The sequence below is a fragment of the Amycolatopsis bullii genome, assembly GCF_014654205.1.
Classification (GTDB): domain Bacteria; phylum Actinomycetota; class Actinomycetes; order Mycobacteriales; family Pseudonocardiaceae; genus Amycolatopsis; species Amycolatopsis plumensis.
On record NZ_BNAW01000023.1, the window covers coordinates 94,964 to 107,981 of the forward strand.

Here is a 13,018-nt window from a genome sequence, read left to right on the forward strand (position 1 = left end):
TGATCCGACGGCGCATCCCGCGGAAAGGGTTCCCTCCCCATGAGCAAGAAGTTGCGGCCGGTTCTCATCGGCACGCTCGGCGCCGCGTCCGTCGCGGCCCTCGTGATCACCACGCCCGCGTTCTCCTCGGCCGCCCCGGCGCCGGTGAGCGCGTCCGTGCTCGCCGTCGGCGACCTTTCGGCGCCGGCGAAGAAGGAAATCGCGATGAAGCTGGTCTCCAGCGCGGAAAACTCCTCGCTGGACTGGAAAGCGCAGTACAAGTACATCGAGGACATCGGTGACGGCCGCGGCTACACCGCGGGCATCATCGGCTTCTGTTCGGGCACCGGTGACATGCTCGAACTGGTCGAGGCGTACACGAATTCGGTCCCGGACAACCCCCTCGCCAAGTTCCTTCCCGCGCTGCGCAAGGTGAACGGCACGGACTCGCACGCGGGCCTGGGCTCGGCGTTCGAGAGCGCCTGGAAGCAGGCCGCGGCGACGACGGCGTTCCAGACGGCGCAGAACAACGAGCGCGACCGCGTCTACTTCAACCCGTCGGTGAACCAGGGCAAGGCGGACGGGCTGAGCAACCTCGGCCAGTTCGCCTACTACGACGCCATCGTGATGCACGGACCGGGCACCAGCTCCGACAGCTTCGGCGGCATCCGCAGGACGGCGATGCAGAAGGCGAAGACCCCGGCCCAGGGCGGCGACGAAGCCACGTACCTCAAGGCGTTCTTCGCCGCGCGCAAGGTGATCATGAAGCAGGAGGAGGCGCACGCGGACACCTCCCGCGTGGACACCGAGCAGCTGAAGTTCCTGAATGAAGGCAACTTCGACCTGCACACGCCCCTGAAGTGGAAGGTGTACGGCGACTCGTACACGATCAACTGAGCCGGGTCATCGGGTCAGGAGCGCATCCGCCGTCCGGGTGTTGAGGATGCGCTCCGGCCCGATGCCCGCCTTGATCGCGCGTTCGCACCCGTAACCCAGCCAATCCAGCTGCCCCGGCGCGTGCGCATCGCTGTCGATCGTGAAGTCACACCCGATCTCCGCCGCCAGCCGCAGCAACCGCATCGGCGGATCCAGCCGTTCCGGCCGCGAGTTGATCTCCACCGCGACCCCGTTCTCCCGGCACGCCGTGAACACCTTCTCCGCGTCGAACTCCGACTCCGGCCGCCCGCGGCCCACCACCAGCCGTCCGGTGCAGTGGCCCAGCACCCGCACGTGCGGGTTGCGGACCGCCGCCACCATCCGGCGCGTCATGTCCCGCGAAGGCATCCGCAGCTTCGAATGCACGCTCGCCACCACGAAGTCCAGCTGCCCCAGCAGCTCCTCTTCCTGGTCCAGCGATCCGTCGTCGAGGATGTCGACCTCGATGCCGTGCAGCAACCGGAACGGCGCCATCAGCTCGTTGGCCTTCGCGACGATCTGCATCTGCGTCCGGAGCCGGTCCGGGGACAGCCCGTTCGCGACCGTCAGCCGCGGCGAGTGGTCGGTCAGCACCATCCACTCGTGGCCGACGTCCCGGCCCGCGACCGCCATCTCGCCGATCGAACTGCCGCCGTCCGACCAGTCCGAATGGGTGTGGCAGTCGCCGCGCAACGCCGACCGCAGCGGCTCCCCGTCCGGCAGCTTCTTCTCGACGATCTTGCCCCGGTACGCCGGGTCGCGGCCGGCCAGCGCGTCCTCGATCACCCCCGCGGTGGCCTTGCCGATCCCGGGCAACGACGTCAGCGTGCCGTTCTCCGCCATCTGCGCCAGCTTCTCGGCGCCGGTCTTGTCGACGGTCGCCGCCGCGTTGCGGAACGCGCGGACGCGGTAGGTCGGTTCCCCCGCGCGTTCGAGCTGGAACGCGATCTCCCGCAACGCCCATGCCGGATCCATGGGACCTGTCTACCCCCTCCGGGGCAGTTGATGCAGCTCGACGTCCGCCAAGGCACCCTCGCGCACCACGGCGGTCTGGTACGTGCAGTACGGCTGGCGACGCCGGTCGGTCGGCGAACCCGGGTTGAGCAGCCGCAGCCCGGACGGCGTCACCGTGTCCCACGGGATATGGCTGTGGCCGAAGACCAGCACGTCGGTGTCCGGGAACTGCGCGTCGCACCGCTGCTCGCGGCCCTGCTTGGCGCCCGTCTCGTGGATCACGGCCAGGCGCACGCCGTCCAGCTCCGCCCGCGCGATCTCGGGCAGCCGGGCCCGCAGGTCCGGGCCGTCGTTGTTGCCGTACACGCCGATCAGCCGCTTGCTGCGCGCCTCCAGCTCGTCGAGCAGGGCGACATCGACCCAGTCGCCCGCGTGCACGACGACGTCGGCGGCCGCGACCTCGGCCCACACCTGCGGCGGCAGCTCGCGGGCGCGGGCGGGCAGGTGCGTGTCGGAGATCAGCAGCAGCTTCATCCGATGGCCTTCAGCACCCGCTCCAGGAACCCGCCGATGTGGTCGCGCAGCAGCGCGGCCGCGCCCTCGGCGTCGCCCTTCTTCGCCGCGGCGAGAACCGCCTTGTGCTCGGTCCACTCCTTCTTCCAGCTCGGGTTGGCCTCCCAGCCGACGACGCTGATCAGCGCCGCGCGGTCCTTGAGGTCGTCGAGGATGCTGACCAGCAGCGGGTTGCCGCAGCCGCGGTAGAGGGCGCGGTGGAACCGGCGGTTCAGCAGGCTCAGCGCGGCCTGGTCCTTGTCCGCGATGGCCGTCGACGCCTCCTTCAGCGCCTCGGCCGCGTCGTCCAGCAGCTCGGGTTCGTGCTGCTCGACGGTCCGCCGGACGGCCTCGGGTTCGAGCACCATCCGCACGTCGTAGACGGACTTCGCGAGCTCGGCGTCGACCGTGATCACCGACGCGCCCTTGTACGGGCTGAACGTCACCAGCCCGGAGTTGGACAGCACCTTGAGCGCCTCGCGCACGGGGGTCTTCGACACGCCGAGCCGCGCGGCCAGCTCCGCTTCGACGAGCGGCTGGCCGGGCACCAGCTCCCGGGTCAGGATGCCGCGGCGGATCTCCTCCAGGACCACTTCGGTCCGGGAGGCGGGCAGGCTGAACGTCCCGGTCATGACGCGCTCCCTAGGTAGTGTCGGAACCCATTCAACCAGGCCAGGCAGATCGTATATCAGATGCCATACTGGATTGCATGAAGCAACCCGAGGAACTCCGCAGCCACCGGTGGTTCGGCGGCGACGAACTGCGCACCTTCAGCCACCGCGCCCGCAGCCGCCAGCTCGGCTACAACCCGGAAGAGCACCTCGGCAAACCGGTCATCGGCATCCTCAACACCTGGTCGGACATCAACCCCTGCCACATGCACCTGCGCGAACGCGCCGAACAGGTCAAGCGCGGCGTCTGGCAGGCCGGCGGCTTCCCGCTGGAGTTCCCGGTCGCCACGCTGTCGGAGACCTACCAGAAGCCGACGCCCATGCTCTACCGCAACCTCCTCGCCATGGAGACCGAGGAGATCCTGCGGTCCTACCCGATCGACGGCGCCGTCCTGATGGGCGGCTGCGACAAGACCACGCCGGCGCTGCTGATGGGCGCGGCCAGCGCCGGCCTGCCCGCGATCTTCGTCCCCGCCGGGCCGATGCTGCGCGGGCACTGGCGCAACGAGGTCCTCGGCAGCGGCACCGACATGTGGAAGTACTGGGACGACAAGCGCGCCGGGCTGATCGGCGACGCCGAACTGTCCGAACTGGAGCGCGGGCTGGCCCGGTCACCGGGGCACTGCATGACCATGGGGACGGCGTCGACCATGACTTCGGCCGCCGAGGTGCTCGGCGTGACGCTGCCGGGTGCGGCGTCGATCCCCGCCGTCGACTCCGCGCACCACCGGATGGCCGCGGCCAGCGGCGCGCGGATCGTCGACATGGTCTGGGAAGACCTCACCCTCACGCAGGTGCTGGACAAGCGGGCCTACGCCGACGCCATCACCACCGTGCTCGCGCTCGGCGGCTCGACCAACGCCGTGATCCACCTGATCGCGATGGCCGGCCGCAGCGGGATCCCGGTCAGCCTGGCCGACTTCGACGCCATCGCGCGGCGCGTGCCGGTGCTGGCGAACATCCGGCCCGGCGGCGCCTGGCTGATGGAGGACTTCTACTACGCGGGCGGCCTGCCCGGGCTGCTGTCGCGGCTGACCGACCTGCTGCACACCGACCGGCTCACCGTCACCGGCCGCACCCTCGGCGAGAACCTCGAACCGGCGCGGGTGCACAACGACGACGTCATCCGGACCCGGGACAACCCGGTCGCCGCCGAGGGCGGGGTCGCGGTGCTGCACGGGAACCTGGCGCCCTCGGGCGCGGTCATCAAGCACATCGCGGCCGAGGAGCACCTGCTGACGCACACCGGCCCGGCCGTCGTGTTCGAGAACTACCCCGACCTCAAGAAGCGGATCGACGACCCGGCGATCACCGCGGACTCGGTGCTGGTGCTGCGCGGCTCCGGCCCGCTCGGCGGCCCCGGCATGCTCGAGTACGGGATGCTGCCGATCCCCGCCCACCTGCTCGAACAGGGGGTCCGGGACATGGTCCGGATCTCCGACGCGCGGATGAGCGGCACCAGCTACGGCGCCTGCGTCCTGCACGTGGCCCCCGAGTCGCACGTCGGCGGCCCGCTGGCGCTGGTCCGGGACGGCGACCTGATCACCTTGGACGTTCCGTCCCGGACCCTGCGGCTCGAGGTGTCCGATGAGGAGCTGGCGCGACGGCGTGCGGAGTGGACCGCACCGGCCCCGCGGTTCGAACGCGGTTACGGTGCGCTCTACAGCGAACACATCACGCAGGCCGACGCAGGCTGCGACTTCGACTTCCTGGCCCGCGCCGGCCACAACCCCGAACCCGACGCCCGCTGACCCGAGGGGCACTTTCACGTGAAAGTGCCCCTCGGGTCAGGATTCCGTGACCGATTCATCCCCCGTTAGGGCGAGTAGTACGGCTTGTCCGGGTGCCCCGTACGCTGTTCCCGTCACCGACGCAACCCGGTGCCGCGTTGAAGGGGTGGAGAGTTGCCGTACGAACCGCACTGGCCCGACTCGCACGGCGAGCAGACCGACGTCCTCCCGGTCGTCCGGCCCCAGCCGGAACCGGGTCCCGCCGCGAAGCGCTCCTTCCGCAAGGCCGGCCTGATCGCGGGCGGCGTCTTCGGCGTGCTGGTCGCGATCTACGGGATCGACATCCTGATCAGCCAGGGCAGCGTCCCGCGCGGGGTGACCGTCGCCGGCGTCGACGTCGGCGGGATGGGCCGCGAGGCGGCCGAGCAGGAACTGCGCGGGAAGATCGAGCCGCGGCTCACGCGCCCGCTCGCCGTCACCGCGGGCGAGTACCAGGGCACGCTGGCGCCGACGCTCGCCGGGCTGAAGCTCGACTGGCCGAAGACCCTCGACCAGGCGGGCGAGCAGCCGCTGAACCCCTTCACGCGCCTGTCTTCGCTGTTCTCCAGCCGCGAGGTCGGCGTCGTCAGCCACGCCGACAACGCCAAGCTCACCGGCGCGCTGGAGTCGCTGCGCGCCCAGGTCGACCGCGACCCGGTCGAGGGCACGGTGAAGTTCGAGGGCGCCAAGCCGGTCGCCGTGCCGCCGAAGACCGGGCAGAAGCTCGACGTGCCGGCCGCGACCGCCGCCGTCGTCGAAAAGTGGGCGAGCGGGGAAACGCTGGTGCTGCCGGTGACCAGCACGCCGGTCCGCACCACGCCGGAAGCCGTCCAGGCGGCACTCGACGGCTTCGCGCGGCCCGCCGTGTCCGGGCCGCTGCTGATCAAGGGCGACGGCAAGGTCGCCACCGTGAAGCCGGAGGCGATCGCCGCGGCCATCACCTTCGAACCGGCCGACGGCGGCGGGCTGAACCCGAAGATCGACAACGCGAAGATCGCCGAAGCCGCCGGGCCGCAGCTGAAGTCCACCGAGAAGGAGGGCAAGGACGCGACCGTCGTCTTCGAAGGCGGCAAGCCCGCGGTCGACCCCTCCACCGACGGGCGGACCATCGACTGGGACCCCAGCCTCAAGCCGCTGCCCGACGTGCTGAAGAAGACCGAGGGCCGCGAAGTCCCGGCCGTCTACAAGGACAGCCCGGCGAAGGTGACCACCGAGCAGGCGAACCAGCTCGGCATCAAGGAAGTCGTCGGCGAGTTCACCACCCAGAAGTTCGCGGCCGACTCCGGCGTGAACATCCGGGTCGTCGCCCAGAAGGTGAACGGCGCCATCGTCAAGCCCGGGGAAACCTTCAGCCTCAACGGTTTCACCGGCCCGCGCGGCACCGCCCAGGGCTACGTCGAAGCGGGCGTGATCAAGGACGGCGCCCCCGGACGCGAGGTCGGCGGCGGCATTTCGCAGTTCGCGACCACGCTGTACAACGCGGCCTACTTCGCGGGCCTGAAGGACGCGGGGCACAAGGAGCACAGCTACTACATCAGCCGCTACCCCGCCGCGCGCGAGGCGACGGTGTTCCAGAACCCCAACGGCTCCAGCGTCATCGACCTCAAGTTCACCAACGACTCGCCGACCGGCATCGCGATCCAGACGATCTGGACGCCGTCGTCGATCACCGTGAAGCTGTGGGGCACCAAGCGCTACACCGTCGAGTCGATCGAAGGCGCCCAGACCAACCAGAGCGAACCCCCGACCAAGCCGGGGCCCGCCGAGAACTGCCACCCCTCGAACGGCGCGCCGGGGTTCACCACCAGCAACACCCGCGTGCTCAAGGACGCCGCCACCGGCCGCGAGGTCGGCCGGTCGACCCGGACGGTCCACTACAACCCGCAGCCGAAAATCGTGTGCGGCGAAGGCCAGTGACCTCCGAACGGACGTTCACCCTGAGCGTCCGCAACGGTACCCTGAGTGCCCATGAAACTGCGCGCGGCAGGCTTCCGGGACGTCCTCGCCGTGACCGAGTTCCGGGCGCTGTTCGCGGCCCAGCTGGTTTCGGTCACCGGTGACCAGCTGGCCCGGGTCGCGCTGTCGATCCTGGTCTACGACCGGACGAATTCGCCGGGCTGGGCCGCGCTGACCTACGCGCTGACGTTCCTGCCCGACCTCGTCGGCGGGCCGCTGCTGGCCGGGCTCGCCGACCGGCACCCGCCGCGGGCGGTGATGGTCCTGTCCGACCTCCTGCGGGCCCTCGCGGTGGCCGTGATGGCGCTGCCCGGGCTCCCGCTGCCGGCCGTCGCGGCGCTGCTGGTCGGCGTCCAGCTGTTCAACCCGGTCTGGAACTCGGCGCGCGCCGCGCTGCTGCCGCAGGTGCTGCCGGGCGAGACGTTCGTGCCCGGGATGGGCCTGCTGATGATGCTGGTGCAGGCCGGCCAGGTCGCCGGGTTCGCGCTCGGCGGGCTGCTCGTGGCCGGTCTCGGCACCGGTGGCGCCCTCATGGCGGACGCGGCGAGCTTCGCGGTGTCGGCCCTGTTCCTGGTCTCCGGGGTCCTGCCGCGGCCGCCGCGGGAAACCTCGGGTGTCCGCTGGTGGCCGCACGTCCGGGCGGGCTGGACGGTCGTGGCCGGCGACCGGCGGCGGCTCGCCCTGGTGGCGCTGGGGTGCGTCTCGGGGTGCTACATCGCGGGCGAGGCGATCGCCGCCCCGTACGCCGCCGAGCTCGGCGGGGGCCCGGTGGTCGTCGGGCTGCTGCTCGGGACGTTCGCGCTGGGGAACGTGCTGGGCATGGCCGCGTTGTCGCGGATCCCGCCCGCGCAGCGGGGCCGGCTGCTGGGGCCGCTCGCGGCGCTGGCGTGCGCGGCTTTGCTCGGCTGCGCGCTGAAACCGGACCTGGTGGCCACTTTGGCGCTGTTCACGCTGTGCGGAGTGGCCAGTTCGTACAACTTGATCGCGAACACGACGTTCGTGCAGCTCACCCCGGACGCGCAGCGCGCGCAGGCGTTCGGGTTCGCGTTGACGGCGTTGCGGGTTTCGCAGGGCCTGGGCGTGGTGCTGGCGGGGCTGGCGGCCGAGCGGGCGGCTCCGCACGGCGTCGTCGCGGGTGCGGGTGCGATCGGCGTGGTGGCGGCGCTCGGGGCGGCCCGGCTGTGGCGGCGGGCGCACCCGGAACCCCGGTGACCGGCGCGGACGCCGGTCACCGGGACCCGATCAGGACTGCGTCCAGTCGGTCGGGCACTGCGGCAGCGCTGGCGCGACGCCGGGACGGGTCCAATCGGTCGGCAGCTCGCGCACGGTCCAGTCAGTGGGCAGTGCGCGGGCGGTCCAGTCGGTCGGCAGCTGCCGCGGGGTCCAGTCGGTCGGGATCGCCCGCGTCCAGTCGGTGGGGAGCTGCCGGGTCCAGTCGGTCGGCCGCTGCGCGCGGCGGCGGGACGGGACGATGTTGCTGCCGTTCAGGAAGTGCGACATGGTGTTCTCCTGGTTGTGAGGGGAAGTTGCACGGTGCGTGATCGGACCGTAGCCTGACCGGCCTAGTGACACACCGCGGTCATTCGATTACAGTGACGATTTCCGCGAAGAGTTCCGTCCTGAACAGAAGGGCGTTTCGTGGGATTGTCCGGGTCCCAAGGGCGAAAGCCCAGCTCAGAACGTCCACGATCAGGTATCCGAACGTGGGCGATGTGGAAGCTGGCCACTCCGGTGTTCGGCTACGTCCTCATCGTCGACGCACTGGCGCTGATCGCGGTCCTCTCGACGGCCGCGCTGGTGCCGATCACCACCTCATCGCTGCTCTGGTGTGGACTGATCCTCGCCGGTGAGGTCGTACACCTCGAGGCGGCGCAACGGATCGAGCGCATCCGCGAGCTGGCCGCCGACGGCCGCCCGCACATGCACCTGCAGTCGATCTGGATCTTCGCCGGGCTGCTCCTGCTGCCCCCGCCGCTGGCCACGCTGGTCATCGTCGTCAGTTATGCCCATTCCTGGGTCCGCGTCTACAAACGGCGGGGCGTGATTCACCGGAAAGTGTTCTCCGGGGCCACGGTAATCCTCGCGTGCACGGCCGCCGGGGCGGTGTTGTGGGCGGGCACCGGGCACGTGGCGCCCTACGTGCCGTACCTGGACGGTTTCGGCGGGATGCTCGCGCTGCTGACGTCCGGGATCGTCTACTTCGGGCTGAACTACGTGCTGGTGATCGTGGCGATCCTGATGAGCAACCCGGGAAAGCCGCCGCGGCAGGCGTTCGGCAACCCGTCGGACGTGCTGATCGTGCTGGCGGCGGTCGGCGTCGGCTGCGGGATCGCGCTGGTGATGACGGTCCGGCCGTGGCTGCTGCCGGTGCTCATGGTGACGCCGGTGGCGCTGCACATCGGCCTGCTGCTCCCCCAGTTCCAGGCGGCCGCGCGCACGGACTCGAAGACGGCGCTGCTCGCGCCGGAGTTCTGGGTCCAGCTGGCCCGCAACGAGCTGGCCCGCGCGGCGGAGTTGTCCTCGACGGCCGGCGTGCTGATGATCGACATCGACCACTTCAAGGCCATCGACGACGGCAACGGCCACCTGGCGGGCGACGAGGTGCTGCGCGCGGTCGCGGCGGCGATCCAGGGCTCGGTCCGCGGCGGCGACTACGTGGGCCGCTTCGGCGGCGACGAGTTCGTGGTGCTGCTCCCGGGCACGACCAGCGCGGAGATCGCGTCCGTCGCGGACCGCATCCGCACGGCGATCGCCCGGATCGAGGTGCCGGTCCCGGTGGTCCGCCCGGGCAAGCCCGAGGTGATCAGCGGCCTGACGGCCTCGATCGGCGCGGCGGTGTACCCGGAAACGGCCACGGAGTACACGATCCTGCTGCAGGCGGCGGACGACGCCGTGTTCGAGGCCAAGGCGGGCGGCCGCGACCGTGTGGTCCTGGCGACCGCCCGCACCGAGCTCACCCGCCCGGAAATCCCCGACGCGCTCTGACGGCTAGGGCAGCGTCGCCAGCGATTTCTCGAGGGCCGCGTCGGACAGTTCGTCGTCCACCATGTCGCCGGCGAGGTAGGCGCCGTACGCCGGCAGATCCAGGTGGGCGTGGCCGCACAACGCCGTGAGGATCACCTTCTCCTCGCCGGTTTCCTTGCACCGCAACGCTTCCTGGATGCACGCCGCGAGTGCGTGGGTCGGCTCGGGTGCCGGGATGATGCCTTCGGACCGGGCGAACCGCACCCCCGCCGCGAAACACTCCTGCTGCCCGATGGCGATCGCCTCGATCAGGCCGAGCTCGTAGATGTGCGAAATCAGCGGGGACATCCCGTGGTACCGCAGCCCGCCCGCGTGGATCGGGTCCGGGATGAACTCGTGGCCGAGCGTGTGCATCTTGAGCAGCGGCGTGAGCCCGGCCGTGTCGCCGAAGTCGTAGGCGTACCTGCCACGCGTCAGCGACGGGCACGCGGCCGGCTCGACCGCGCGGATCACCGGGTCCATCCGGCCGGCCAGCTTCTCGCGCAGGAACGGGAAAGCGAGCCCGCCGAAGTTCGAGCCGCCGCCGGTGCAGCCGACCAGGACGTCCGGCGTGTCGCCGGCCAGCTCGAACTGCTTGAGCGCTTCCTCGCCGATCACCGTCTGGTGCAGCAGCACGTGGTTGAGCACGCTGCCCAGCGCGTACCGCGCGTCCGGGTCCTGCGCCGCCTGCTCGACGGCTTCGCTGATGGCGATGCCGAGACTGCCGGTCGAATCCGGGTGCTGCTTGAGGATCGCGCGGCCGGACTCGGTCAGTTCGGACGGGCTCGGGTGGACGGTCGCGCCGAACGTCTCCATCATCAGCTTGCGGTAGGGCTTCTGGTCGTAGGACGCGCGGACCTGCCAGACCTCGCACTCCAGCCCGTACTGGGCGCAGGCGAAGGCGAGCGCGCTCCCCCACTGGCCGGCGCCGGTCTCGGTGGTCAGCCGCGTGACGCCCTCGGCCGCGTTGTAGAACGCCTGCGGCACGGCGGTGTTCGGCTTGTGGGACCCGACCGGGCTGACGCCCTCGTACTTGTAGTAGATCCGCGCGGGGGTGCCCAGCGCCTTCTCCAGCCGTCGCGCCCGGAACAGCGGCGACGGGCGCCAGAGCCGGTAGACCTCCCGCACCTCCTCCGGGATGTCGACATAGCGATCAGTCGTCACTTCCTGGGCGATGAGCGCCTGCGGGAACAGCGGCGCGAGGTCGTCCGGGCCGACGGGCTCGCGCGTGCCGGGGTGCAACGGCGGTGGCGGCGGCTCGGGCAGGTCGGGGATGACGTTGTACCACTGGGTGGGGAGGTCTTTTTCGTCCAGGACGTACTTGGTCTGCTCAGCCATCGAACCTCCTTGTTCGGCACCTCAACCTAGGACGCTCGAGGCCGCGGAACCAGTACGGTGATCGGGTGAGGAATTCAGTCCTGAACGACATCCCGATCCGGCAGCCCCCGTCCGGCCGCGGCCCCGGTCTGGTGCTGGTCCAGGAGATCTTCGGCCTGGACGACTACCTGCGCTCGGTCGCCGCGGACCTGGCCGCCATGGGGTACGTGGTGGCGATCCCGGAGCTGTTCTGGCGGACGGTGCCGGGGTGGTCGTCGACGCACGACGAAGCCGGGGTCGCGGCGTCGTCGGAGGTGGCGGCCTCCTTTGACCCGGCGCTGGGGCTGTCGGACGTCCTGGCCACGATCGCCCACCTGCGCTCGCTGCCGTCGGTGACCGGCGGCGTGGGCGTCCTGGGCTTCTGCCTGGGCGGCTCGATGGCGTTCGCCGCGGCGGTCGAGGGCGACCCCGACGTGGCGGTGTCGTTCTACGGCTCGAGGGTGCCGGAGCAGATCGACGGGCTGTCCCGGGTCGAATGCCCGATCCAGTTCCACTTCGGCGGGCAGGACCCCTACATCCCGCGGTCCGACGTGGCCGCGGTGGAGGCGGCCGTGGCGGCCCACCCGGGTGCGGAAATCCACGTGCAGGAGGAGGCCGGGCACGCGTTCCACAACCACGTGGCCCCGATGTTCCACCACCCCGGAGCGGCGGCCCGGGCGTGGGAACTGACGACGGAGTTCCTGCGGCGGACCCTGCCGGCGTGAAGACGGCGCTCCTCCGGGGTGCCGGCGGGCGCCCCGGAGTGCTCGCCGAACTCGTCTTCCTGCTGCTCTGGTTCCTGCTGTTCACCCGGCTCGACGCCGCTGTGGGCAAGGACTTCGCGGCCGCCGACGCCAACGCGCAGGCCCTGCAGGCCGTGGAAGGCGCGGCGCACCTGGACATCGAGCTGAGCGCGAACACCTGGCTTGCCGGTCATCCGCTCCTCGGCCACCTGGCGGTGTACGTGTACCGGCTGTACTACGTGGTGGTGTTCGGCGTGCTCGGGTGGGTGTTCCTCCGGCACGCCGGGGCCTACCGCCACGTCCGCCGGACGATGGTCGCGATGACGGCACTGGTCCTGCCGGTCTACTGGGCGGTGCCGATGTCGCCGCCGCGGTTCGCGCTGCGGGGCGCGGTCGACGTCGTCGCCCGGTACGACCCCTTCGGCCTGGAGAGCTGGACGCACCCCACCCATCACACCGCGATGCCGAGCATGCACGTGGGCTGGTCGCTGTGGTGCGCGTACGCGGTGTGGTACGCGCTGCGGGCCACGCACCCGCGGCCGGCGTGGTCGGCGTGGTCGTTCCCGGTGCTGATGGCGGCGGTCGTGTTCGGCACGGCGAATCACTACGTCCTGGACGTCGCCGGCAGCGTCGCGCTGCTGACCGTCTCGATCTTCGTGGCGTCACTGTGGGGACGGCTCGCCGGATCCCGGTAGTCCGGATCCGCGCCGGGGACGTTGACCGCCACGCTCAAATGGTGCTAATAATACTAGCACTATGAGATGGGAAGTCGATCACTCCTCGCGAGAGGCGTTGCCACGCCAGATCATGGCGTGCGTACGGCGGGGTGTGGCTTCGGGGGAACTCGCCGTCGGCGAGCAGCTGCCGCCGGCGGCCGAGCTGGCACAGGCACTTTCGGTCGACCGCAACACGGTGCTGGCCGCCTACCGGCAGCTGCGCGACGACGGCGTACTGGAGTTCCGCCGGGGCCGCGGGGCCCGGGTCGCGTCCGCCGTCACGGAACCGGGCCCGGTCACCGAGGCCGCGCAGGCGCTCGTGACCATCGCCCGCCGGCACGGATTGGGGCGGCAAGACCTGGTTCGCCTCATCGAGAAGCTGACCTGACCACCGAGAGGACGGT

13 protein-coding genes are annotated in these 13,018 nt (G+C 70.8%); 8 read left to right on the forward strand and 5 right to left on the reverse strand.

Going from position 1 to position 13,018, the window contains the following annotated elements; genetic code table 11:
* The first annotated feature begins 39 nt into the window (after window positions 1-39).
* Entirely contained in the window at window positions 40-876 is an 837-nt protein-coding gene (locus IE317_RS24545) for a chitosanase (protein WP_191313689.1), read from the forward strand.
* A 6-nt stretch (window positions 877-882) separates the two neighbouring features.
* Here IE317_RS24545 and IE317_RS24550 read toward each other — a convergent pair whose 3' ends face one another.
* Genes IE317_RS24550 through IE317_RS24560 form a run of 3 tightly spaced genes read right to left on the reverse strand, consistent with a single transcriptional unit; the run spans window position 883 to window position 3,032 of the window.
* A complete protein-coding gene (locus IE317_RS24550) occupies window positions 883-1,869 on the reverse strand; it encodes a PHP domain-containing protein (protein ID WP_191313690.1) in 987 nt (328 codons plus the stop codon).
* 9 nt (window positions 1,870-1,878) lie between these two features.
* A complete protein-coding gene (locus IE317_RS24555) occupies window positions 1,879-2,382 on the reverse strand; it encodes a metallophosphoesterase family protein (RefSeq protein WP_191313691.1) in 504 nt (167 codons plus the stop codon).
* Complete coding sequence (locus IE317_RS24560) at window positions 2,379-3,032, reverse strand: GntR family transcriptional regulator (RefSeq protein WP_191313692.1); 654 nt, start codon at window positions 3,030-3,032, stop codon at window positions 2,379-2,381. Before IE317_RS24560 ends, IE317_RS24555 begins: the two co-directional genes overlap by 4 nt.
* A 77-nt stretch (window positions 3,033-3,109) precedes the next feature.
* On the opposite strand from IE317_RS24560, the gene araD reads away from it, so the two are divergent.
* From araD to IE317_RS24575, 3 genes are all read left to right on the forward strand, one after another.
* A complete protein-coding gene (gene araD, locus IE317_RS24565) occupies window positions 3,110-4,822 on the forward strand; it encodes an L-arabinonate dehydratase (RefSeq protein ID WP_191313693.1) in 1,713 nt (570 codons plus the stop codon).
* A gap of 153 nt (window positions 4,823-4,975) precedes the next feature.
* On the forward strand, window positions 4,976-6,757 hold the full coding sequence (locus IE317_RS24570; protein ID WP_191313694.1) for a VanW family protein: 1,782 nt from the start codon (window positions 4,976-4,978) through the stop codon (window positions 6,755-6,757).
* Between the two features lie 51 nt (window positions 6,758-6,808).
* The gene (locus tag IE317_RS24575) at window positions 6,809-8,008 is read left to right on the forward strand and encodes an MFS transporter (protein ID WP_191313695.1); all 1,200 of its coding nucleotides are present in this window, start codon (window positions 6,809-6,811) and stop codon (window positions 8,006-8,008) included.
* Window positions 8,009-8,038: 30 nt separating this feature from the next.
* Here the strand turns inward: IE317_RS24575 and IE317_RS24580 are convergent, their stop codons facing one another.
* Window positions 8,039-8,296 (reverse strand): hypothetical protein, encoded by a 258-nt coding sequence (locus tag IE317_RS24580; RefSeq protein ID WP_191313696.1) that lies wholly within the window; start codon window positions 8,294-8,296, stop codon window positions 8,039-8,041.
* A gap of 210 nt (window positions 8,297-8,506) precedes the next feature.
* On the opposite strand from IE317_RS24580, the gene IE317_RS24585 reads away from it, so the two are divergent.
* On the forward strand, window positions 8,507-9,781 hold the full coding sequence (locus IE317_RS24585) for a diguanylate cyclase (RefSeq protein ID WP_191313697.1): 1,275 nt from the start codon (window positions 8,507-8,509) through the stop codon (window positions 9,779-9,781).
* Window positions 9,782-9,784: 3 nt separating this feature from the next.
* Here the strand turns inward: IE317_RS24585 and IE317_RS24590 are convergent, their stop codons facing one another.
* Window positions 9,785-11,137 (reverse strand): TrpB-like pyridoxal phosphate-dependent enzyme, encoded by a 1,353-nt coding sequence (locus IE317_RS24590; protein ID WP_191313698.1) that lies wholly within the window; start codon window positions 11,135-11,137, stop codon window positions 9,785-9,787.
* A 65-nt stretch (window positions 11,138-11,202) separates the two neighbouring features.
* Here IE317_RS24590 and IE317_RS24595 point away from each other — a divergent pair, with 65 nt between their 5' ends.
* From IE317_RS24595 to IE317_RS24605, 3 genes are all read left to right on the forward strand, one after another.
* Window positions 11,203-11,880 carry a dienelactone hydrolase family protein gene (locus tag IE317_RS24595; RefSeq protein WP_191313699.1) on the forward strand — a complete coding sequence of 226 codons (678 nt, stop codon included), beginning with the start codon at window positions 11,203-11,205 and terminating at the stop codon, window positions 11,878-11,880.
* Window positions 11,877-12,593 (forward strand): phosphatase PAP2 family protein, encoded by a 717-nt coding sequence (locus IE317_RS24600; protein WP_229902895.1) that lies wholly within the window; start codon window positions 11,877-11,879, stop codon window positions 12,591-12,593. Before IE317_RS24595 ends, IE317_RS24600 begins: the two co-directional genes overlap by 4 nt.
* 61 nt (window positions 12,594-12,654) lie before the next feature.
* Window positions 12,655-13,002 carry a GntR family transcriptional regulator gene (locus IE317_RS24605; protein ID WP_229902896.1) on the forward strand — a complete coding sequence of 116 codons (348 nt, stop codon included), beginning with the start codon at window positions 12,655-12,657 and terminating at the stop codon, window positions 13,000-13,002.
* Window positions 13,003-13,018: the final 16 nt, after the last annotated feature.